The 21213-nt window shown below is 47.5% G+C and carries 23 protein-coding genes; 17 read left to right on the plus strand and 6 right to left on the minus strand.

The features are described from left to right. Positions 1 to 12: 12 nt before the first annotated feature. From gntK to KTG14_RS13060, 11 genes are all read left to right on the plus strand, one after another. Positions 13 to 1557, plus strand: coding sequence for a gluconokinase (gene gntK, locus KTG14_RS13015; protein WP_216971328.1), 1545 nt, complete (start codon positions 13 to 15; stop codon positions 1555 to 1557). Between the two features lie 194 nt (positions 1558 to 1751). Further along, on the plus strand, positions 1752 to 2309 hold the full coding sequence (locus KTG14_RS13020) for a P-loop nucleotide/nucleoside kinase family protein (RefSeq protein ID WP_216971329.1): 558 nt from the start codon (positions 1752 to 1754) through the stop codon (positions 2307 to 2309). Positions 2310 to 2385: 76 nt separating this feature from the next. Further along, on the plus strand, positions 2386 to 2832 hold the full coding sequence (locus tag KTG14_RS18030; RefSeq protein WP_308462035.1) for a protein kinase family protein: 447 nt from the start codon (positions 2386 to 2388) through the stop codon (positions 2830 to 2832). Next, a complete protein-coding gene (locus tag KTG14_RS18035) occupies positions 2715 to 3266 on the plus strand; it encodes a phosphotransferase (protein ID WP_308462036.1) in 552 nt (183 codons plus the stop codon). Before KTG14_RS18030 ends, KTG14_RS18035 begins: the two co-directional genes overlap by 118 nt. Positions 3267 to 3397: 131 nt before the next feature. Beyond that, the gene (locus KTG14_RS13030; RefSeq protein ID WP_216971330.1) at positions 3398 to 3769 is read left to right on the plus strand and encodes a hypothetical protein; all 372 of its coding nucleotides are present in this window, start codon (positions 3398 to 3400) and stop codon (positions 3767 to 3769) included. A gap of 38 nt (positions 3770 to 3807) precedes the next feature. Next, on the plus strand, positions 3808 to 4323 hold the full coding sequence (locus KTG14_RS13035; RefSeq protein ID WP_308462037.1) for an NUDIX domain-containing protein: 516 nt from the start codon (positions 3808 to 3810) through the stop codon (positions 4321 to 4323). After that, positions 4316 to 4804 carry a hypothetical protein gene (locus KTG14_RS13040; RefSeq protein WP_254178160.1) on the plus strand — a complete coding sequence of 163 codons (489 nt, stop codon included), beginning with the start codon at positions 4316 to 4318 and terminating at the stop codon, positions 4802 to 4804. Before KTG14_RS13035 ends, KTG14_RS13040 begins: the two co-directional genes overlap by 8 nt. Continuing rightward, entirely contained in the window at positions 4801 to 5262 is a 462-nt protein-coding gene (locus tag KTG14_RS13045) for a VOC family protein (RefSeq protein WP_216971332.1), read from the plus strand. Before KTG14_RS13040 ends, KTG14_RS13045 begins: the two co-directional genes overlap by 4 nt. 42 nt (positions 5263 to 5304) lie before the next feature. Continuing rightward, positions 5305 to 5826 (plus strand): NUDIX hydrolase, encoded by a 522-nt coding sequence (locus tag KTG14_RS13050; RefSeq protein WP_216971333.1) that lies wholly within the window; start codon positions 5305 to 5307, stop codon positions 5824 to 5826. A 15-nt stretch (positions 5827 to 5841) separates the two neighbouring features. Next, a complete protein-coding gene (locus KTG14_RS13055; RefSeq protein WP_216971334.1) occupies positions 5842 to 6207 on the plus strand; it encodes a cupin domain-containing protein in 366 nt (121 codons plus the stop codon). 81 nt (positions 6208 to 6288) lie between these two features. After that, positions 6289 to 8124, plus strand: coding sequence for a beta/alpha barrel domain-containing protein (locus KTG14_RS13060; protein WP_216971335.1), 1836 nt, complete (start codon positions 6289 to 6291; stop codon positions 8122 to 8124). Between the two features lie 71 nt (positions 8125 to 8195). On the opposite strand, the gene KTG14_RS13065 is transcribed toward KTG14_RS13060, so the two are convergent. The 4 genes from KTG14_RS13065 to KTG14_RS13080 all read right to left on the minus strand — a co-directional run bounded on the left by KTG14_RS13065 (position 8196) and on the right by KTG14_RS13080 (position 11707). Continuing rightward, positions 8196 to 8681: a DUF948 domain-containing protein gene (locus KTG14_RS13065; RefSeq protein WP_216971336.1), complete on the minus strand. Its 486-nt coding sequence runs from the start codon at positions 8679 to 8681 to the stop codon at positions 8196 to 8198. A gap of 200 nt (positions 8682 to 8881) precedes the next feature. Continuing rightward, positions 8882 to 9580: a Na-translocating system protein MpsC family protein gene (locus KTG14_RS13070; RefSeq protein WP_216971337.1), complete on the minus strand. Its 699-nt coding sequence runs from the start codon at positions 9578 to 9580 to the stop codon at positions 8882 to 8884. 444 nt (positions 9581 to 10024) lie between these two features. Next, complete coding sequence (locus KTG14_RS13075) at positions 10025 to 11113, minus strand: FAD-dependent oxidoreductase (RefSeq protein WP_216971338.1); 1089 nt, start codon at positions 11111 to 11113, stop codon at positions 10025 to 10027. Positions 11114 to 11125: 12 nt separating this feature from the next. Beyond that, positions 11126 to 11707 (minus strand): CDP-alcohol phosphatidyltransferase family protein, encoded by a 582-nt coding sequence (locus KTG14_RS13080; RefSeq protein ID WP_216971339.1) that lies wholly within the window; start codon positions 11705 to 11707, stop codon positions 11126 to 11128. 136 nt (positions 11708 to 11843) lie between these two features. Here KTG14_RS13080 and KTG14_RS13085 point away from each other — a divergent pair, with 136 nt between their 5' ends. The 6 genes from KTG14_RS13085 to KTG14_RS13110 all read left to right on the plus strand — a co-directional run bounded on the left by KTG14_RS13085 (position 11844) and on the right by KTG14_RS13110 (position 18523). Beyond that, the gene (locus KTG14_RS13085) at positions 11844 to 13778 is read left to right on the plus strand and encodes an FAD-dependent oxidoreductase (protein ID WP_308462038.1); all 1935 of its coding nucleotides are present in this window, start codon (positions 11844 to 11846) and stop codon (positions 13776 to 13778) included. Next, positions 13775 to 14437: a TVP38/TMEM64 family protein gene (locus KTG14_RS13090; protein ID WP_216971340.1), complete on the plus strand. Its 663-nt coding sequence runs from the start codon at positions 13775 to 13777 to the stop codon at positions 14435 to 14437. Before KTG14_RS13085 ends, KTG14_RS13090 begins: the two co-directional genes overlap by 4 nt. Before the next feature lie 82 nt (positions 14438 to 14519). Beyond that, positions 14520 to 15764, plus strand: coding sequence for an ABC transporter substrate-binding protein (locus KTG14_RS13095; RefSeq protein WP_216971341.1), 1245 nt, complete (start codon positions 14520 to 14522; stop codon positions 15762 to 15764). Next, positions 15748 to 16632, plus strand: coding sequence for an ABC transporter permease (locus KTG14_RS13100; RefSeq protein WP_216971342.1), 885 nt, complete (start codon positions 15748 to 15750; stop codon positions 16630 to 16632). Before KTG14_RS13095 ends, KTG14_RS13100 begins: the two co-directional genes overlap by 17 nt. Further along, positions 16632 to 17459, plus strand: a complete 828-nt coding sequence (locus KTG14_RS13105) for an ABC transporter permease (RefSeq protein WP_216971343.1) — start codon at positions 16632 to 16634, stop codon at positions 17457 to 17459. Before KTG14_RS13100 ends, KTG14_RS13105 begins: the two co-directional genes overlap by 1 nt. Further along, on the plus strand, positions 17456 to 18523 hold the full coding sequence (locus tag KTG14_RS13110; protein WP_216971344.1) for an ABC transporter ATP-binding protein: 1068 nt from the start codon (positions 17456 to 17458) through the stop codon (positions 18521 to 18523). The genes KTG14_RS13105 and KTG14_RS13110 overlap by 4 nt, the downstream gene beginning before the upstream one ends. A 502-nt stretch (positions 18524 to 19025) precedes the next feature. Here KTG14_RS13110 and namA read toward each other — a convergent pair. Continuing rightward, the gene (namA, locus tag KTG14_RS13115; protein WP_216971345.1) at positions 19026 to 20042 is read right to left on the minus strand and encodes an NADPH dehydrogenase NamA; all 1017 of its coding nucleotides are present in this window, start codon (positions 20040 to 20042) and stop codon (positions 19026 to 19028) included. 164 nt (positions 20043 to 20206) lie between these two features. Further along, the gene (proC, locus tag KTG14_RS13120) at positions 20207 to 21010 is read right to left on the minus strand and encodes a pyrroline-5-carboxylate reductase (protein ID WP_216971346.1); all 804 of its coding nucleotides are present in this window, start codon (positions 21008 to 21010) and stop codon (positions 20207 to 20209) included. Positions 21011 to 21213: the final 203 nt, after the last annotated feature.

The following is a 21213-nucleotide window of genomic DNA, read 5'->3' on the forward strand; positions in this document are numbered from 1 at the left end:
AGGAAGAAAAATATGCCTGAACAATCCTATTATTTAGGGGTCGATATAGGGACCACTTCCACAAAAGCTGTGTTATTCAATAAAGCTGGACAAATTAAGGATAGCCATACGGTGTTCTATCCTTTGCACACTCCGAACCAACTGACCGCCGAACAGGATCCGGAAGAAATATTCCGTGCCGTCCTGACAGCTGTCCGGGAAACCTTGAGAAAAAGCGAAATCACCCAAGAGTCTTTAAAGCTTTTGTCATTTAGTTCAGCCATGCACAGTTTGATCGCTGTGGATGCTGAAGGCGAACTATTGACCAATAGCATCACTTGGGCAGACACCAGAAGCTCGAAACATGCGAAGCACATCAATGACAATTTGAACGGACACGATATTTATTTGCGGACGGGCACACCGATCCATGCCATGTCGCCGCTATCTAAACTGTTATGGCTGTCAGACGAAAAACTGGAAATTTGCCAGCAGACCGCAAAGTTCATCAGCATTAAAAGCTATGTTTTCCACAAGTTCTTTGGGGAATACGTCGAAGACCATTCAATCGCCTCCGCTACCGGCTTGTTTAATTTGGAACAGCTCGACTGGGACCAAGGTGCACTGGATGTATCTTGTGTCACGACAGAGAAATTGCCGCGCCTCGTACCGACGACCGAGCAATTTACAGGAGTCGCGCCGGAATTCGCTGCATTCATGGGTGTCCGGGAAGACGTCCCGTTTGTTATTGGTGCCAGTGACGGCGTGTTGGCCAATCTTGGCGTCAATGCCATTGACCCCGGCGTCATCGCAGTGACCATCGGGACGAGTGGTGCCATCCGCACGGTGTCTCCGGTGCCGAAAACCGACCCGAAAGAGCGGACCTTCTGTTATGTATTGACGGAGAATCACTGGGTGATCGGCGGGCCGGTCAACAACGGCGGCATCATTTTGCGCTGGCTGCGCGATGAATTCGCTTCATCGGAAGTAGAAACGGCGAAGCGTCTCGGAATCGATACATACGACGTGTTGACGAAAATCGCCGCAACGGTCAAACCAGGAGCTGACGGGCTATTGTTCCACCCTTATTTGACAGGCGAACGGGCACCACTATGGGATGCCAATGCCAGAGGCTCATTTTTCGGCCTCAGCATCCACCACCAAAAACAGCATATGATTCGCGCGGTACTCGAAGGCATCGTCTTCAACCTGTATACTGTGCTTCTCGCCGTAGAAGAATTGACGGGAGAACCGGCAAGCATACAAGCATCCGGTGGGTTTGCCCGCTCTGAGTTATGGCGCCAGTTGTTGGCCGATGTCTTCGATAAACCGGTCGTCATTCCAGAAAGCTTCGAAAGTCCTTGTCTCGGGGCCATCGTGCTTGGGATGTATGCGACTGGAGAGATTGAGGATTTCAGCATTGTCTCCGAGATGATCGGCAGCACCCATACTCATCATCCGGAAGCGGAAGCAAGCACGATTTACCGTGAGCTGCTCCCGATTTACATCCGCTTGTCGCGTTTATTGACAGAAGAATACGAAAGCATTTCCGATTTTCAGCGCAAGCACATGAACTAACGAGAAAACCCGAAGCTTAACGGCTTCGGGTTTTTCTGATTCTTCGATTGATATTTGAAATAATGTTGACCATTATTTTGTGGAAAAGTTCTGAAAACGAATCGAATTCGAAGACGTTTTTGATATACTAATATTTACAAGTACAGGTGGTTGCTGGGAGAAATTGATTACCGACAGCTACGATTGGAGGCGCTATGAAACTCGTATTATTATTCGGCCCGCAAGCAGTCGGTAAAATGACCATAGGCCATGAATTAGAAAAGATAACGCACCTCAAATTACTTCATAATCATATGACGATTGACTTGCTGCACCCATTCTTTGGCTTCAGCGAAGACACATGGCGAATCTCGACTATCATTCGGGAAGAAATATTTAAAGCGGCCGTTAAAAGCGATCTGGAAGGCATTGTGTTCACTTTCGTCTGGTCATTTGAGTCAACAAAGGATTGGGAATTTGTAAGCCATATTCGCTCTATTTTTGAACAAGCGGGTGGAGAAGTCTATTTCGTGGAACTTGAAGCACAGCAGAGCGAACGTTTGCTACGAAACCAAACGCCTCATCGCCTTGCACATAAAGCAACGAAGCGCAATGTGGCAGAATCCGAAGTGCATTTAATCGAAACGCATAAACTGAACCGGCTTAACTCTTTGCCGGAGGAAATTCATGAAGAAAATTACATACGAATCGATAACACAAAGCTAGACCCGCAAACTGTCGCTCAAATGATCAAAGACTGCTTTGCATTATAGAAAATCGGTAGCCGGCCTGTTATACAACCAGCCAGAAAGACATTAGGGCATTTATAACAAACGAGGTGAGAGACCCATGTTGGATCAAGTATTGAAGCAATTCCGTTTGGAAGTCGTTACTGTCAATGAAGTCGAAGATTCTTTCAGTTCAACGGTATACAAGTGCACTTTACTAAGTGGCGAAACGGTCTTTGTGAAAATCCCGTATACCCGTGTGAAATACGAGCGCGAGCTAGCTGCTTATGAAATCCTCGCTGGATATGTCCCGATTCCAAAGCTGCTCGATTTTTGGGCGGGTGACGCCAAGTGCCCAGGGGCTTTGCTGCTGTCCGAACTGAAAGGGAAGCCTTTGTCTGCAACAGCTTCTCCAAAATTGCTTATCAAATCGGTGCAATGCAAGCGTCTATGCATCAAATCAAGCCTTCGAACGCGACAGGACCCGGCGTCATACAAAATGAATTCTCCAATTGGCATGATTTTATCGAAAGGCAGTTTTACAGCTTCGCGGAAGATGCAAAAGTAGTATTGGATGAAGATTTATATAGGGCCAGCTTGAAGAAGTTTGAGCAAATGAAAGGTGAGCTGCCAGAACCAGACGGACCCAGCTTTGTCCATATGGATTTTCGTCCAGCCAATATCATTGTGCAGGAAGGCCGGGTGACCGGTATGATCGATTTTGAAAGTGTCCGCTTCGGTTCGTCGGAAATCGATTTCACTAAAATTCACCGTGATTTTTTAAAGGGGAATCCAGTTTTGATTACTGCCTATCAAGAGGGCTATACCAGCATCCGGCCGATGATCGATTTGCGAGCCGTCTTGCCTTTTTATCGATTCATTGATGCCTTTAACAGTATCGGGTGGAGCCAAAGACGAGGCATGGAGAAAAATTTCGCGTTCTATAAATCTAATTTGGGGATATTGAAAGAGATACTGCAGGGAGAGCAGCTGGAAAAATGAACATAAAACTCTGGCAGTTCCTAATCTAGGAGAGTGGAGAAAGCATGTTAAGGACACTCTGTTACCTCTTGCTTTTAGCTGTTGTTTTTTTAACGGCGTGCAATAAGGATCAACAAAAGAGCGCCGCTGTTTTGGAAGCGGAAGCTTATCTGGAAAGACAAGGATATACGCCGATTTCCATGGTAGAAGAAGATTCGTTATTTTTCACGAAACAAGATTTGACAGATCCGGCCTACGCACCAATTTGGCAAGTTCAACCCTTCGATTCAACTCAATACATAGACAAAGAGCTTGCTTCTGTGGAATTAATCGTACAAAATCACCCGCTGGAACTTCTCTACAACAGCAAGCAAACAAGAACCATCGTCTATCTTCATCAAAATAAAGTAATAGGCGGGTGGTCTTTTCCAGTGAGCTCAAGCGAAGCGCTTGTCGGCAATGTGTATTCCTTGGATGGGAAAACGGTAGAAGAAGTGGAGCAAGAAGAATTAAGCCCTAATTAGAAAAGATAATGAACACAAACGAATTGGGAGAGTGTTCCGTGGAAAATAAAACGTATGTTAATTGGGACGGCAAGACAGTGGGCCTGACCTGGCAGCCTTATAAACAGCTACGCGCAAGCGACATCGTGACAAGTGTTCATGGCTATTGCTTTCTAGATGAAAAACTTGTGCTGGTTCAAGTAAAAGGGCGAGGGTTTAATGTTCCGGGCGGCCATGTAGAAAAAGGGGAAGTGCCAGAACAGGCATTGCGGCGCGAAGTATACGAAGAGGCATATATAGCCGGAGAGCTAACTTATATCGGTGCAATAGAAGTGGACCACTCAGAAAACGAGAAGTTTACAGAAAATAAAAAATACCCGAAAGTTGGATATCAACTATTCTACCGAATGGACATTACAGAGTGTTTTCCATTTTTGCGTCAATACGAGACCACCGCCCGCATTTGGGTAGAACCAGAACAAGTACCTCACGTAATGAACGATCACGAGGTGGCGTTATTGGTATTAAAAGAAGCAATGGCGAATAAGCGGAAGATGGTTTCAAATATTGATTGAGGAGAAGCTTTTACATAAAGAATTTATTCGTCTTTGTAAAAGCTTTAATAAAGAATTGCATATCATTCCCGTTCTATACGGCTCTTTAGGTCTCGGAAAAATCGCGAAAATGGATTTCTCTCCTCAAGATATTGATATGCTGGTTCCCTTTGTTTATCTTAATGAACAGTGGAGCGCGTTGGAAAACCTAATGGAACGGCTCGGTTATTCGGTGATTGATTATCGGGAGCATGAATTTAGCGATGGCTATAACCAGGTGGGGTTTTCATTCATCGAGGATTTAGAGACTTTTGCAGGGGTCGACCATAGAAGTTTGGAAAAAGTACTGGAAGATGGAGCGGAATATTATGTGTTAAGTTTGGATGATTATTTAAAAATATATACAAAATCTACTATAGACGGCTACAGGAGAATCAAGAACCACGGAAAAGACTTAAAAAAGATAAAAATTATAAGAAAAATAAAGGAAGTGAATCAATGATTAAAGGCCTTTATGAAGCGCATTTACCGGTCCGGGATTTAAAACGTTCCATTGAATTTTATACTAGTTTGGAATTGGAACTCGCTTATGAGACTCCAAAGCTGGCTTTCTTTTGGATTGTTAAAGGGCAAAGTTGGGTGGGCTTATGGGAAACGGATAGAGCGAAAACGCCTTATCATCCTTCGCTTCGCCACATCGCTTTTCATGTGGATGTAGAAGCGATCCGTAACGCTATGGACTGGTTGGCCGAAAGAGAAATCGAAGGGCGAACGGCTTTCGGTTTTTCACCGGAAGAACAACCACCACTCATCTTGCCGAACCATCCTTTTGCTCACGCAGCAGTCTATTTTCATGACCCGGATGGCAATTCACTTGAATTTATTGCACCGCTAGATCTCGAGGTTGAGGACGAATTCGACATGATGTCTTTGGCACAATGGGATCAAAAGCACGTATGAAAAAATTCAACTAATCAAGCTGGCGATAGGAGAACAACAATCATGCTGAAATATACTTTGTGCTTAATTCGAAATGGTGATAAAATTCTGCTCCTGAACCGTGAGAAGCCGCCGCAGATGGGCATGTGGAATGGCGTCGGCGGAAAAATCGAGCCCGGCGAAACACCCCTTGAAAGTGCTATTAGGGAAACCTTTGAAGAGACCGGCATTCGATTAACAGACATGCTGCATGCAGGAAATGTTCTTTTCACAAGTGAAAACAGCCGGCAAGGCATGTACTTGTTTATGGCGGAATTGGCGGAAACTCAAGTTTTGGCTACGCCTTTCGGAACGCGTGAAGGCATATTGGATTGGAAATCGATCGACTGGATTATGCAAAAAGACAATCGCGGGGTAGCCGCTAATTTATGTGCTTATCTGCCTTCGCTGCTGAATGGTGATTTGGGGTTGGAACATTGCTTCATTTATAAAAATCGGGAAATCGCAGCGTACACAGCTTCAGCACTTTCAAGATTAGAACTCCAGAAAGCTTATTCTACAGTTTCTGGGACAATGAAAATATAAAGAGGAGTAGATCTAATGAATTTCAAGCCGATCAATTTCAATGAAAAACTTTCGAAATTCGACGATCTATGGTCGCCGAAAATCATTGCAGAAATGAATGATTATCAATTCAAAACCGTAAAAGTGCAAGGGGAGTTTGTCTGGCATAAGCACGAGGACACTGATGAAGTGTTTATTGTTTTGGAAGGAGAACTGGTCATTGAATTTCGGGACGGGGAAGTGGTCTTGAAAGAAGGCGAAATGTTTGTCATTCCAAAGAATACCGAGCACAAGCCATATGCCAAAACGCAAGCGAGCATCTTGCTGGTTGAACCTAAAGGCGTTGTCAATACAGGCGATGCAAAAAGCGCGCAGACGGCAGAAAATGACGTGTGGATCTAAACGGTTTTTTATGAAATTTATGCTTTCATTGGGTGAAATGCGGTAAAATAACAGCATACTTTGTTTTAGGACGTGATTTTCTTGCCGGATTGGACTTATCATACGATGTTTGAACCGACACTTTCCCGCTTGCAGGCAAAAAACGGGAGAGCGTTTATCCATAAGGGCATGCATCGGATTGCCTCGATTCCCGGCGGAAGCAAACTGATTGAATATTTAGGGCATACAGCTCCCGCCAAGCAGTTGGAAATGGAGATTTTCGGTTTAAAGATCGCTAATCCCGTTGGCTTGAGCGGGAAAATCGATCCCTTGCTTTCCGGAACGAAGGCATTCAGCCATTTGGGAATGGGCTTTATCGAAATCGGCCCGGTATCATGGGAGCCAGTGGAAACGGGTTCGCCAGCATTCAGCGACTCCAAAGATAATGTAGTTTTCCCATACCTTTTGGAATCGCCCGGCCTCAAGCAAACGATCGATAAACTGGACAAGCTAAGGCCGTTCGGCAAGCCGATTTTCATCCGTGTAGGCAAGAACGGCTCTTTTGAACAAACACGTTCTTTATTGGACAAGTTGTCTGGGTATGGAGAAGCTTTTATCATTGAAGAGCCGTTCAGCGAGGAACAGTGTCAGTCTTTTAAAAAAGCAATTAACGGCAAGCCGATGTTAACTGCCAGTTCCATGCATGGAATCGATTCGGCTGTTATGGATTTGGCCGCTAGTGAGTTATACGTAGACGGAATCGTCATTGATGAACAGGGAATAGACACGGGCGAAGGCATGGAGTATGCGCTTGACCAAACCCTTCTACTGGCTGAACAAGTATCATCCATCCGGCAGCACAGTACAATTCCGATCATCGTCTCAGGCGGAATCGCTGAACCGAAAGATGCACTGGCTTTGTATGGGGCAGGAGCGGATTTGGTGATGCTCGCGGGCGGCTATGTCAGGACCGGCCCCGGTTTGCCGAAGCGCATCAATGAAGGGCTGCTGGATCAACGAATCGCTGCACCAGCTGTGTATGATGGCTGGATTTGGCATTGGTTATTCGGACTTTTCATGTTCCTCGGTGGGGCAGTGGCAATGCTCGTCAGCATGACCATAGTCCTTATACCGTACGACGAGGCATTTTTGAATTTAACGCGAGAAGAACTCATGGCGATCAATCCGAATATTTACTATTTTATGCAGCACGATCGGATGACTGTAGCCGGTGCGATGGTTTCCGGCGGCATTCTCTATATGCAATTGGCGAGGCACGGCGTCCGCTACGGGCTGGAATGGGCAAAACGCGCCATCCACATCGCAGGCGTGTTGGGGTTCCTCGGCATTTTATTATTTATCGGATTCGGTTATTTTGACTGGCTCCACGGCATTCTTTGGCTCGTGCTGTTGCCATTTTTCTGGAAAGGCTACCAGGCATCCAAGAATCATAGCGAACATTCGCCTTCACGCAACCGCACGAACCACCTGGCATGGAAGCGCAGCCTTTGGGGCCAGCTGGCATTTGTCGCACTCGGATTTGCACTCGCTGCAGCAGGGCTGGTCATTTCCACAATCGGTGTAAACGGCGTATTCGTCCAAACCGATATCGCTTTTATTTGCATGAACCCTGAACAAATCGCTGCCATTAACGAACGGCTCATTCCTGTAATCGCGCATGACCGTGCGGGGCTTGGCAGTGCTTTAATTAGCGTCGGGCTGCTCGTTTTGATGCTTGCGCTATGGGGATTCCAAGAAGGGCAGCGCTGGGTGTGGTACACGTTTCTTTTCGGCGGGTTGCCGGCGTTCGGTGCGGCCATCATCATTCATTATGTCATCGGATATACGAGCTTTATTCATATCCTTCCGGCGTACGTGGCCTTATTGCTGTTCGCGATTGGGTTGATCTTGTCCAAAAAATTCTTTTTTATAAAATAGCAACTTGCCGGCGATTGTGCCGGCAAGTTTTTTTGCATAAAAAAAGCAGCCTCTAGGGCTGCTTTTCAATGTTAATATTTTTTGGATACCTGTTGTGTAGCAGGGGGTTCCGGGTTATAAGTTGCAGTTGTTTGATCTTGATTTTTCTTCTTATCCAAGTAGTTCATCAAGCCGGCTGCGTTGTTGCTGTATTGGTTGACTTGGAAACGGTTGGCAGGGTCGTCTTCGACTTTCTTTGAAATGCCTGTCGTGATGCTGCGGACCACCGAATTCATGTCGATGACTGAATTGATCGTTCCTTTTGCCCCGTCGACAAGGACGGCCACTTTCTCGGATTTCTGTTGGATGTCTTCTTTCAATTCATTCGTCGTATGCTGCAAATGAGTTGTCTCAAGCATCAGCTTGTCCATGCGGCCTTTCAAGTTATCTGCCGAGCCTTTCATTTCTTTCATCGGCTCCTTGATGCCGGATAAGAGCATCACGACACCAACGACGGCGACGATCAGGCCAAGGACAATGATTCCAAGTGCTATGTAAAGCCAGATTATCGAATCCATATAAACTTCCTCCTTTTTGCATTGTGTATTAAGCCATACCCTTTTTAGGCAGTCTTTAACACAAAAACTGAGGATAGCGCTCAATCTCACTGGATCCAGAGCTTTAGAACTTTAGCAATGTATGCATTAACTGAACATTCCCAGTTATACATAGAAGGTTTTGCTAGTTTTTTGTAGGTTTATACTCTTTCTTGTTCCAGTTATCGAGGCTCAGCGGATAGAATAAACGCAATATAGCCGATATCCTGGCTGAAATTCCAATCCATGAAAATTTCATCTATACTCCTATGTAAGGTGTGGGTCAATGGGGCATCTTCAAGAAGCTTTTGTTCCAGAGGGCGTTTGGTCAATTTCAGTATTTCGGAAAACCCTCCCTCAATCAATGCTTTTTCGATGCCTACCAAAATGCCGCTGCGCTTCAGCAGCAAGGTTCGGTTACTCATCCACAAGGTCTCAATCTTATTCGGGATGCGCCCGGCTTCTTCGCTGATACGCTCCACCTGTTTATGGAAAATATCTCGTTCACTATCCTCCGGCCATTCTAGTGGATCTACGATGCCTTCTTCAGCCATGACACCGATGAAGATTCCGCTTTTCAGCGGTAAATTCCAATCGGCGTATAGCTCGGTAAATTCCAATTGGGTAATCGACAAGAGCTCGCTTAAAATTTCAGACTTCAACGCATTGAACATAAAATCTCTTGTTTCCAATACGCGTTTGCCTTCTTCTTGGTCAAGTAGGATCTTTTCCATGGGACTGACGAACCCACGGAAATGTATTGTAATGTAAGGCCTTTTGATTGTGACGTAAACAGAAGCAGGCCCTTTTCCGAAATGCTGACGGAGTAGGTTTGAAATATAACCCGAAACTTCTGATTGAATAGGTCGTGCTTCCTGCATAATAACTAGCTCCTTCCCGGCATGTGGCAGCCGGCTTGTTCTTTAGTTTTCCATCACTATTTCTTAGTGTCCTGAAAAATGGCTTTTCAATTGCTGTTCTTTATTGCGTTTCAAATATTACTAAACTCTAAATGAGGGAGGGCGCTTTATTGGGCAGTTAGAAGTGAATAATCCATGAGGAAGCGCATAAGGGGGGTATAAAATAAAAAAATACGCCAAAAAGAATGATTCATTCTCTTTGGCGTTATTCCCAGCTCTATTGTCAGGTATATACTCTGCGCAATTTCAATATGGCAGCCCATGCTGCATTTTTAATTAACATTCAATTATTAGTGATGAAGCCTGCTAGAAGTTCTCGGAAATGATTCAACTACTGTATAAAGAATTATAGCGAGAAAGTCGGAAAATTTCAAGACACTATTAAGGAATGAAGGAAAGAGCAGTTCATTTGTAAATTGCTTGATAAGCCTTCATGAATTTTTTATCGATATACTGCTTGAGTTTCCAGGGTATTTTTCCGTGCACACTCCAATTGCCGTAAGTCAATAGCGCTTCGCCACCGCCCGTGGAAAGGATGGCTATATAGCGTTTTTGTGGAACGAAGAAGGACAATGGATTTCTGTCGAGGAATTTCAATAGATTTTCCCACAAGACAGGGCCTTGGCGAACCGCATAGACCCCGTTTTTCGCAAGGTCCGGATAGCGGTCGATCGAGACGCAATCGCCTGCACCGAAGACTTCGGGGTAACGGAGCGATTGAAGTGTTTCATGGACAGCCAGAAATCCAGAACGGTCGACTGGCATGCCCGACTGTTCGAACAAGCTAGGGCTTTTTGGTCCGGTCAACCAGAGCACGTCTGACTGGGGATAAGAAGTGCCGGTGCTTGTAGTGACGGAAGTTGCGTCAATATCTTCTATAGTTACATCCGTGAAAAAAGGCAATGCTTTTTTCCGGGCGACTGCCTCGATTTTTCTCGAAACGGCCGCTCCTTGAGCCGATAGCAGAGCTCCGGAACTAAACAGTAAAGCGTCGCTCAAATGCCGTCGCATTCGCCAGGCGTGTGTAGAGAAAGCCAATTCCACGCCCGATGCGCCGCCTCCGACAATGACAGGCTTGGCGGATTTCCGGAACTTTATTAGTTGATCTGGAAAATGATAATTGGGCTTGATCGGTGAGATGTAGTTTCTAATCGCTTCCGGACTATCTGTCTGCGACCCGATGTCAAAAGACACTGCATCATAAGGATAGGTCTCGCCATGTTGGCCAATCAATGTGCGAGAGTTCGCGTCGATGGCGCAGATGGTGTCTTGATAGAAAGCCGCGCCGATTTTTTGGGCGAGCTGTTTCAAATCGATGCGGATCTCATCCAAACCGTAAACACCTTCAGTGAATCCGGAAAACATCCCCGAATAGTATTGATGCACCGCAGGCGAGATGAGCACCAGCTGCACATCTTCCCGCGGTTTTTTTGCAAATTGTGAAAGGCTATGCAAATGTGCATGGCCACCTCCAACCAGGACAACAATCTTCATGTTAAACACTCCTTACGACAAAATCCGTTTGGCCTCGGCCATGCGCTGAATAATGGTGAAAATCTGCACGGCGATGAACAAAAGGGTGATCGCCGTCAAGTATGGAGAAAAGACGATCATCAAAGTAAACAGGATAAACCCTTCTGTCCGTTCAGCAAGACCGGCTTGATAATAGAATGATTTCATCCCTTGTTTTTCGGATAATGCCCCGACGGTTAAAAAAACGGTCATGGCGACGATGATCGATGCACTTAGTAGCAGCAAAGCCCACATCGAGTCCGGAAAGCGGAAAGCGAGCCCCAAGATCACGCTGATTTCCACCAACCGGTCAAAGCTGATATCGAGCAGCGTGCCCCAAGGAGAAGGCTTTGTTTTTCTCGCCATTGTCCCGTCGACCACATCCAAAAATCCGGACAGCCAAAGCGCGAAGAGCGCCAGAACCGGCAAGTCCAAATAAATGAAAACACCAGAAGATAAACCGATGGCAAAAGCGGTCTTGGTCACGCCATCAGCAGTGCAGCCTTTTTTCAATAGATAATCAGCGGTCTTGTCGACAGCTGGTTGTACATGTTTTCTTGCGTATGTATCGAGCATATAATTCACCTTTTCATGTAAAAGATATTCTAAGTATAAAGCATATTGTCGTATAGCCCCCCTGAAGAACTCTCTAATCTGAGGGGATTTTTTTTAAGCAGACTAAGCGAGGGTAAATAGGGGTAAGTATATAGGAGTGTTTGTTAAGATATATTTAATTCACGATACAAGAAAGGAATTGATGGATATGACCAAGAAATACGATATCGCAATTATTGGAGCGGGCGCAGCAGGCCTGACTGCCGCTTTTACAGCCGCAGGGTTTTCGAAAAAGACCGTTCTCATCGACAAGAATCTGCCTGGCGGGGAATGTACATGGTCCGGCTGCATTCCGAGCAAATCGCTCATCAATATCGCGAAGGAAGTCCATCACGCTAAAAAATATTCACCTGAGCTGAAAGTCGATACATCGGAAGTGTTGAAAGATATCCAAAAAGTCATTCAAAAAGTATACGCTGGGGAATCGCCGGAAGTCTTAAAAGAATCCGGCATCGACTTTTTGAACGCTTACGCCACATTCACAGGGCCGAATACCTTGGAAGTGGACGGGGAAACGATTGAAGCAAAAAAAATCATCCTCTCTACTGGCTCAACTCCGTTAGTGCCGCCGATCGATGGCTTGAGGGAAGTGGATTACCTGACCAATGAATCCATCTTCAAATTGGAATCATTCCCAAAAACGATGACCATTCTCGGCGCAGGCCCGATCGGCGTCGAAATGAGCCAAGCGCTCAACCGCCTCGGTATTAAGGTGACACTGGTGGAAAAATCGGATCGCATCTTATCAAACGATGACGAAGAACTTGCGCTGATGATCCAACAGCGGCTCGTCGAAGAAGGCGTCACGATCTATGCCGGTGCGGCAGCAGTGAAAGCTGCTCAACAAGGCAGCCAAATTGAACTGACGGTCGAAAAAGACGGCAAGGAAATGACTGTTTCAAACGAGGGGCTCCTCGTAGCGCTCGGACGGCAAGCAAATGTATCCGGCTATAATCTGGAAACAGCTGGGGTCGAGTACGATAAGAAACGCATCCAAGTAGACGACCATATGGAAACGACCGCCAAAGGCATCTATGCCATTGGAGATGTAGTCGGCCCTTATCAACTCTCGCATATGGCCAACGCACAAGGCATCACAGCGACGCAGAATGCCATTTTGCCAATCAACCGCAAGATGAATTACGACAATGTGACCTGGTGTACATACACGGATCCGGAACTCGGCCACTCTGGCTTGTCCGAAGCTCAGGCACGCGAACAACACGGCGATTCAATTCGCGTTTACGAACAGGATTATGCGGATATCGACCGTGCCAATACGAAACAAGGGTCTATCGGCAAAGTGAAGATCGTTCTCGATAAAAAAGGCCATATTCTCGGAGCGAGTATTTTGGGCGACAGAGCTGGTGAAATCATTAGCCAAATTCAGACACTCAAAACTCTTGGTATCAATATGGGTAAATTATCCAGTGTTATCCACCCGTATCCGACCTATAGCGAAGTGCTGGTGAAAATCGGCAAAAAAGTCTATGTCGATAACCTGCTCAACCAACCGGTCGTCAAAACCTTCAACAAAGCCAAAGCAGGAGAGTTGCCTGTGAAAAAAATCGGCTTGTATGGCGCTGCAGCAGCCACCGGATTTGGCATTGCCAATATGGCGATACAAAACAATACCAAGCCACAACTTGGGGTTAAAAATGGCCGTCTCACAGAAGTGCCTTCTACACCGAATGCCGTTTCTTCGCAAACGACGGCGCGAAGCAAATTTGTGCCGGCATGGCCGTACAATGGCAGCAAAGAGCAAGCGAAAAAGAGCTTGATCGGCATGTTGAAAAGCTATGAAGGCATCCGGATTGTGCAAGTGAATAATGATTACGTATATGCCATTGCTTCGAGCAAACTGCTGAAATTCAAGGATGATATCGAATTTTACTTTAATGATGCAGCGCAGCAAATCGAATTCCGTTCCGCATCACGCGTCGGTTATTCAGACCAAGGAGTCAACCGCAAGCGCTATAACGAAATGAAAAAACGCTATTCAAGCATTTCGACCCACACGCGCAATTCATGAATAAAAAGCGCATCGCCAAATGGCTGCTGGTGGCTGTGGCCATCGGCTTGGGTATCTGGCTCAGCCGTTCCGTTTTTGACGTGGAAGCGGAAGATCTTCGCAGCTGGATTTTATCGTTCGGGTTATGGGCGCCTGTCATTTACATTATCGTTTACACCATCAGGCCGCTGATTTTCTTCCCGGCCTCGGTGTTGTCGATTGCCGGCGGCTTGGCTTTCGGGGCCTGGATGGGCACCCTTTATACCATCATTGGCGCGACTTTGGGGGCAATGCTGTCCTTTCTTGTCGCAAAGACGGTCGGAAAAAGCATCGTTACAAAAGAGTGGACAGGAAACGCTGCCAAGTTTCAGGCGCAAATGGAACACAACGGATTTTTATATGTGCTGTTATTTCGGCTGATCCCGGTTATTAACTTTGACTTGATCAGCTATATGGCAGCGATTGCCAAAGTGCGTTTCACCTCGTTTACCTTGGCGACCTTGATCGGTATCATTCCCGGGACTTTCGCCTATAATTTTCTCGGCAGCAGCTTTGTCAGCGGAAATCCGAAAATCATAGCAACGGCGATCGTTGTATTTGTTATTTTGACGGTCGTCCCAATTTTGATCCGCAATCGCTGGAACCGGAAAGCAGGCGGCGATTCAGATAAATCGAATTGATTGCTCTAATAGTTAAGCCGTTGTGGAGGCTTGAATAAGAAATACAGAGAAGCAGCATAAAAGGGATTAGGAAGTGGGACAAATGAAACTATATCCAATAACGGCAATTGGCATGCTGGCACTTGCCTTGTCAGCGTGTTCATCCGAGGAAGCAGGAAGCGCAACCGATGCAGACAGCTTATTAACGGATGACTGGAGCGTTATTCAAGATAACGCACAAGGCCAGGAAGTCAATATGTACATGTGGGGCGGAAACGACAACATCAATAATTATTTGGATGACTGGGTCGCACCGCGCATGAAAGAACAGCACGGCATCGAGTTGGTGCGTGTGCCAATGAATGATGCACAAGACATCATCAATCAATTGCTCGATGAAAAAACGGCCGGCAAAACGGATGGCAGCATGGACATCGTCTGGATCAACGGTGAAAATTTCAAAGCTGCGAAAGACAATGACTTGTTGTGGGGAGATTTCACCGGACAATTGCCGAACTTCAATGACTACGTCGATGCGGATGCACCGGAAGTTTCACAGGATTTCGGAGAACCGGTAGAAGGCTTGGAAGCACCATGGGGCAAGGCTCAATTCGTCTTCGTGCACGATGCGAACCAACACGAGAATCCGCCCAAGTCAATGACAGAACTTGCTGATTGGGTGAAACAGAACCCGGGCCAGTTCACATACCCCGCACCGCCTGATTTCACAGGAAGTGCTTTTGTCCGCCAGGTGTTGTATGAAACGACCGGGGGACACGAGCAGTATCAGCAGCCTGCAGCAGACATTGAAGATTTGGAAGAACGCCTTGAGCCGATGTGGCAATACCTGAACAGCATTGAGCCGTATTTGTGGCGGGAAGGGGAAACGTATCCGGAAAGCTTGGCGAAACAAGATCAATTGTTTGCGAGCGGTGAAATCGGCATGACCATGAGCTACGACCCGGCACTTGCTGCAAGTGAAGTGTTGAAGGGACGTTTTCCGGAGTCGACCCGCACCTATCTATTAGACGGGGGAACGCTTGCGAATACGCATTTCCTGTCGATTCCGTTTAATGCCTCGGATAAAGCGGGAGCGCTTGTCGCAATCAATGAACTAATGTCGCCTGCCGCACAAACCGCCAAATTGTCACCAGAGAATTGGGGCGATTTAACGGCACTCGACTTGGAAAAATTATCGCCCGAGCAGCAACAGGCGATGAATGAAGTGGACCTGGGGGAAGCGACCCTTTCAATAGAAGAACTGGAACAAAATCGCTTGCCTGAATTGTCCTCGGATTACATCGATATCATTGAAAAAGGATGGACGGAACATGTGGCGAAAGAGTAAACCATATCTTTTGCTGCTGCCAGCCGCCGCTACCATTATCCTCCTGTTTTTCGGGGGGATTTTTGACGGGTTGCTGAAAAGCTTCGGCTATTTTCCGGCGATCGGGGAGACGGAGTTGAACCTTGCGGCCTACGACAGGCTCCTGCATTCCGCCTCTTTCTGGGAATCGATGGAACTCACGCTGCGGGTAGCTGCCTTGTCTTCGTTCCTGTCGGCCGTTATCGGGGCGCTAATTGCCGTAGCTTTGTTTTTTCTCAATGAATCCATGAAAACGAACTCGCCAAAAGCCTGGCATCGCTTATTCCAATTGCCATTGACCATACCGCATCTGGTCGCCGGCTATATCGTCGTACTGCTGTTCACCCAAAGTGGATTTGTATCGAGAGTACTTGCGGCGTTTGGGTGGATCGACAACATCACGGAGTTCCCGGTGCTCGTCAATGACCCGTTCGGATGGGGAATCATCCTCACGTATGCTTGGAAAGAAGCGCCTTTTGTGTCGCTTATGCTGTATCCGGTGCTGTCTCGGATCCACGGCTCCTGGCGTGAAGTGTCGCGCGTTTTCGGTGCGGGTAATTGGCAATTTATCCGGGAAATAGTCGTGCCGGCCATAATGCCGGGGTGGGCAATTGCGACGTTCATCGTCTTTGTGTTTACTTTTTCCGCTTTTGAAGTGCCTTATCTGCTGGGTGTCACTTATCCAAGCGTATTGCCGGTTTACTCGTATCAGCTGTACACAAGCGGCACGCTTTCAGATCGCCCCGAAGCGCTCGCGGTCAATATGATTCTTGCGGCTATCACGATTTTACTGGGCCTAGTGGCATATTACTTCAGTAAGCGCTGGAACGTACTCAAGGGGTGGGGCTAATGAAAAAACATCCGCAGCTTCTGTCCTTGTTTGCATTCATCGCATTAATCATTTTTGTCGTCGTCCCGTTTGTTCCCTTGATTTTATCTAGCGTGTCATTCAGTTGGCGCTGGCCGGATGTATTGCCTGAGTCATGGAGTTTTCGTGCGTGGGAATACGTATTGAATGACGGGCGAACATGGCAAGCGGTCGGGATCAGCTTATGGATTGCCTTGATTGTAACAGCCGTGAACATCTTACTGGCGCTCCCGGCGGCCAACGCGTTGGTGCGTTATCCAGTCCGCGGCAGATGGCTATTCGAAGCGATCATTTTTGCGCCAATCATCATTCCGCCTTTTATCTCAGTCATGGGGATCCACTTGACCTTTTTGCGGCTCGGATTGACTGAAACTGTTCTTGGGGTCGTGTTAGCACATATCGCGCCGACTTTGCCGTATATGTTCCGTGCAGTCATGATTAGCTATCAAACCTTGTCAGCGGATTGGGAAGACCAAGCGCGCATGCTGGGGGCGCGTGCGCTGCCGCGATTCTTTCACGTCGTGCTGCCGCATCTGTTGCCAGGCATATTGGCAGGCGCCAGTTTAAGCGTCTTGATTTCCTTGAGCCAATACTTGATCACCTTCATCATCGGTGCCGGCCAAGTGGTTACCTTGCCGATTTTGCTGTTCCCGTTTGTCAGTGGAGGAGACCCAGGCATTGCATCGGCTTATTCATTGCTCTATGCAGCCATTGCCATTGCGGCTTTGGTTGGAATGGACGCCGCTTTAAAACGTTATTATCAACTGAATAAAGCCCCACAGGACTTGGCGAAAGGAGGGAAACCGTGAGTGATTTGCGCATCATCGATATAGAAAAGCGGTACCAAGCCGTACAGCCGAAAAACGATGCGTCGTTCATGCTTCGTCCGGTCCGGCTGTCCATTCGCGAAGGAGAATTCTTTTCGCTCCTTGGGCCTTCCGGCTGCGGCAAGACAACTTTGCTAAAACTGGTTGCTGGCTTATTGCAAGCAGATGGCGGCGAGATTTGGGTGGGGGGTGAAAACCTGACAAATGTGCCGCCTGAATCGAGACGATTTGCCATGGTGTTTCAGCAATCGTTGCTGTTTCCACATAAAACCATTGAAGACAATGTCGCGTTTGGCTTAAAAATGCAGAAAGTCGGCAAAAAGCAGCGCTTGAAAGCAGCGCGCGATATGCTCGAACAAGTAGGGCTTGCAGGATTCGGCAACCGATTTCCTGACGAACTGAGTGGCGGTCAGCAGCAGCGCGTGGCACTGGCCAGGGCATTGGTGGCGAATCCACGCGTCTTGTTGATGGATGAACCATTTAGCGCGCTCGATCCGGGCTTACGGAAAGAAATGCGCGAGCTGCTTAGCCGCATCCAAAAAGATTTTCGTGTTACCGTCTTGTTCGTTACACATGACCGTGATGAAGCTTTCGCATTATCCGACCGCATCGCAGTAATGGGCGATGGACAATTGCGCCAGGTCGGCAGTGCAAGAGATTTATACGAACGCCCTGAAACTACAGCAGTCGCTTCTTTCCTTGGCTTGCGAAATATCTTGAGCGGTGTGCTGAAAAACAGCCGTTTCGCCTCCTCCGACGGGACGATCGAAACGGATGTTACCAAGCAGCTGACAGACGGTGCTTATTTCATGGTCATCAGGCCGGAAGCGATTAAAGCGGCGGAAGGTAATCAATTAGGCCATGTCTCGGTTAGCGGCATCGTTCAGGAGTTGAAATACGGCCGCGGCATGTACAGCCTGAAAGTAAATGCAGGGAATCAGCTGTTGGAATGTGTAGTTACCACAACACAAGCTGAAAAGACAGCAGTTGGAGAACCGATCAATTTACTAGTGGATATGGAGGAAGTTTGGTTCCTGAAAGAATAGCATGACTCAAGTTCAAAGCCCCTTGCCACATTGATGGCGAGGGGCTTTGTATATGAGTCCTACTTAGCGAGAGCATGCCATCTGAAAAGGGAACATCCTAGAGGGTGCAACTTGAAATTGGGTTATTTTTACTGATTATTTTTACAGTTATTAATAGAACAAGTGTTCTGTTTGTGGTAAAATAAAGATACAGTTGCATGAGGGCGGTTTGGCCATTCCCTATAGAAAGGGGGTGGTAGCATGACCATGGCAGAAGCATTTTCGCTTGTGTTCACGAGTGTCGGGTTGACGATTAGCGCATTGACGCTCGTCTTATCCTTGATTCTGGTCATTCCGAAAAAAAAATAACCGTCCCATTGGCGTGGGCTGACGGTTATTTCGTAAACCTATAGTGTCCAGCCGACCGCCCTCAAAAGGCGGCATGCAGCTGGCCGGATGCACACAGTATCCGGTTTTTTTCGTTACTTTCAGTATACTAAATTACAGCTATTTTGCAACTGTCTCATATCCAACCCCGCTCATAAGGCACAGGAGCTTCGATATCAGCTCCGAGCGTCTGAGCGGCAGTGTAGGCCCAATACGGGTTGCGCAGCAATTCGCGTGCTAGGAAGATGAAATCGGCACGGCCGTTCTGGAGAATTTCTTCTGCATGGCGCGGCTCGGTGATCAAGCCAACTGCTCCGGTTGCGATTGGTGTTTCTTTTTTGATCGTTTCCGCAAAATTCACTTGATAGCCAGGGAACACCGGAATCTGTGCCGGCACGACGGCCCCTGAACTGACATCGATCAAATCGACGTTTTGCTGCTTCATCCATTTGGTCATTTCGACGTATTGTTCAGGCGTCATGCCACCGTCTGTGTAATCTTCTGCCGAAATGCGCACGAACAAAGGCCCGTCCCAAACTGCATTCACTTCATCCAGTACACGGCGAAGCAGACGGTAGCGGTTTTCACTAGTGCCGCCATACTCATCGGTGCGTTGGTTGGTCAGTGGTGACAAGAACTGGTTGATCAAATAGCCATGGGCTGCATGAATTTCGATGACATCGAAGCGGGCTTGTTTCGCGCGCACGGCGCCGTCTCGGAACGCTTGGACGGTGTCATCGATTTCGTCTATCGTCATCGCTTTCGGAGTTTTGTATTTATCGTTAAAAGCAATCGCGCTCGGTGCCTGAATGTCGCCGTCGACAGTGGCTTTTCTGCCGGCATGCGCCAGTTGGATGCCGGTTTTTGCGCCGTTCGCTTTCATCAAGCGGACGATTTCCGCTTGACCGTCGATATGGGCATCGTCCCATATGCCAAGGTCACGCGATGAAATGCGCCCGATCGGCTGGACGGCGGTGGCTTCAGTGATAATCAATCCGATGCCGCCGACTGCGCGCGTCGGATAATGGACACGGTGCCAATCGGTGACCTGCCCGTCTTCTTTATCGCTTTGATACATGCACATCGGGGCCATGACGATGCGATTTTTGAAATGGACGCCTTTAAGCTCAAATTCTTCGAAAAGTTTTGCCACGTAAAATTCCTCCTTCAATCTCTATACAAAGAATTAGTATACCGGAAATCCGGGAAGGCTTCGATTCGAAAGACTTGTCGTGCTTCTTTAGCGGTTTAATAAACATCCAGATAAACAGAAACACCCGGTGAAAGTCTTTGCTTTCACCGGGTGTAATGGAGGTTTTATTCGAATTCTTTACCGAGTTCGCGGGAGCGGTTGGCGGCCGAGGTGACGCAATCGCCGACGATGCGCTTGAAGTCATTATCGTAGAGGGCTTGGAGTCCAGCGGCGGTTGTGCCGTTCGGGCTCGTGACACGTTTGCGCAATTCGCCGAAATCTTCCTGCTGAAGCATTTCCGCTGCGCCGTCGAATGTTTGGCGCACAAGTTTTTTCGCATCCGCAGAAGATAAGCCATTATCGATTCCTGCTTGCACCATGGATTCTGCGAAGTAATAAAGATACGCTGGACCGCTTCCGGCAATGCCAGTCACTGCGTGCAACTGGTCTTCTTCCACGACCGTCACGCCGCCAATCGACGACAATAGTTTTCTCAGCAAGTGCTGCTGTTCTTTGGTGACGAATTTGCTCCAGGCGACGCCTGTAGCCGATTTGCCGATTTGTGCCGACGTATTCGGCATCGCGCGGGCAACGGCGAAATCACCGACATGTTTTTGGATTGTTTCGATGGAAACGCCTGCTGCGACCGAGACGATGACGGTGTCGCCGGCCAATTTTTCGCGGATGCCTTTTAACGCCACTTCGACGTCTTTCGGTTTCATCGCAAGCAAGATGAAATCAGCATCTTTCAGTTCAGTCTTGTCGTCACAGACGATGTTGACGCCGTATTCATCGTGCAAAAGTTCCAACCGGTCCTGGTCCGAGCGATTCATGACAGAGATTTCTTCCGGTTTCATAATTCGTTTATTGATCCACCCATGGATCATGGATTCGGCCATCGAACCGGCCCCTACACATACAATTTTCATACCTTCCACTTCCTTTTCTCAAAATAAAAAGCGCAATCATCCCTGTTACTCCAAGGACGAAAACGCTTGTTTCCGCGGTACCACCTAAGTTTGCACATGTGCACAACTCGATGTCCTTATCGCGGACAGACGGCCGTGTTTGCACGGCAGCTCAGAAGCAGGTTCAGGAAGGGAGCGGGGGTGCGGCGTTTCAGCGTTGGCGG

Origin of the sequence: Planococcus sp. CP5-4_YE (genome assembly GCF_019042655.1) — a bacterium.
GTDB lineage: Bacteria > Bacillota > Bacilli > Bacillales_A > Planococcaceae > Planococcus.

What these genes read in the sequence shown, in the direction of transcription:
- gntK (WP_216971328.1), top strand. Translation starts at nt 13, where the DNA reads ATGCCTGAACAATCCTATTATTTAGGGGTCGATATAGGGACCACTTCC.
- KTG14_RS13020 (WP_216971329.1), top strand. Translation starts at nt 1,752, where the DNA reads ATGAAACTCGTATTATTATTCGGCCCGCAAGCAGTCGGTAAAATGACC.
- KTG14_RS18030 (WP_308462035.1), top strand. Translation starts at nt 2,386, where the DNA reads ATGTTGGATCAAGTATTGAAGCAATTCCGTTTGGAAGTCGTTACTGTC.
- KTG14_RS18035 (WP_308462036.1), top strand. Translation starts at nt 2,715, where the DNA reads ATGCATCAAATCAAGCCTTCGAACGCGACAGGACCCGGCGTCATACAA.
- KTG14_RS13045 (WP_216971332.1), top strand. Translation starts at nt 4,801, where the DNA reads ATGATTAAAGGCCTTTATGAAGCGCATTTACCGGTCCGGGATTTAAAA.
- KTG14_RS13050 (WP_216971333.1), top strand. Translation starts at nt 5,305, where the DNA reads ATGCTGAAATATACTTTGTGCTTAATTCGAAATGGTGATAAAATTCTG.
- KTG14_RS13055 (WP_216971334.1), top strand. Translation starts at nt 5,842, where the DNA reads ATGAATTTCAAGCCGATCAATTTCAATGAAAAACTTTCGAAATTCGAC.
- KTG14_RS13065 (WP_216971336.1), bottom strand. Translation starts at nt 8,681, where the DNA reads ATGGATTCGATAATCTGGCTTTACATAGCACTTGGAATCATTGTCCTT.
- KTG14_RS13070 (WP_216971337.1), bottom strand. Translation starts at nt 9,580, where the DNA reads ATGCAGGAAGCACGACCTATTCAATCAGAAGTTTCGGGTTATATTTCA.
- KTG14_RS13075 (WP_216971338.1), bottom strand. Translation starts at nt 11,113, where the DNA reads ATGAAGATTGTTGTCCTGGTTGGAGGTGGCCATGCACATTTGCATAGC.
- KTG14_RS13080 (WP_216971339.1), bottom strand. Translation starts at nt 11,707, where the DNA reads ATGCTCGATACATACGCAAGAAAACATGTACAACCAGCTGTCGACAAG.
- KTG14_RS13090 (WP_216971340.1), top strand. Translation starts at nt 13,775, where the DNA reads ATGAATAAAAAGCGCATCGCCAAATGGCTGCTGGTGGCTGTGGCCATC.
- KTG14_RS13095 (WP_216971341.1), top strand. Translation starts at nt 14,520, where the DNA reads ATGAAACTATATCCAATAACGGCAATTGGCATGCTGGCACTTGCCTTG.
- KTG14_RS13100 (WP_216971342.1), top strand. Translation starts at nt 15,748, where the DNA reads ATGTGGCGAAAGAGTAAACCATATCTTTTGCTGCTGCCAGCCGCCGCT.
- KTG14_RS13105 (WP_216971343.1), top strand. Translation starts at nt 16,632, where the DNA reads ATGAAAAAACATCCGCAGCTTCTGTCCTTGTTTGCATTCATCGCATTA.
- proC (WP_216971346.1), bottom strand. Translation starts at nt 21,010, where the DNA reads ATGAAAATTGTATGTGTAGGGGCCGGTTCGATGGCCGAATCCATGATC.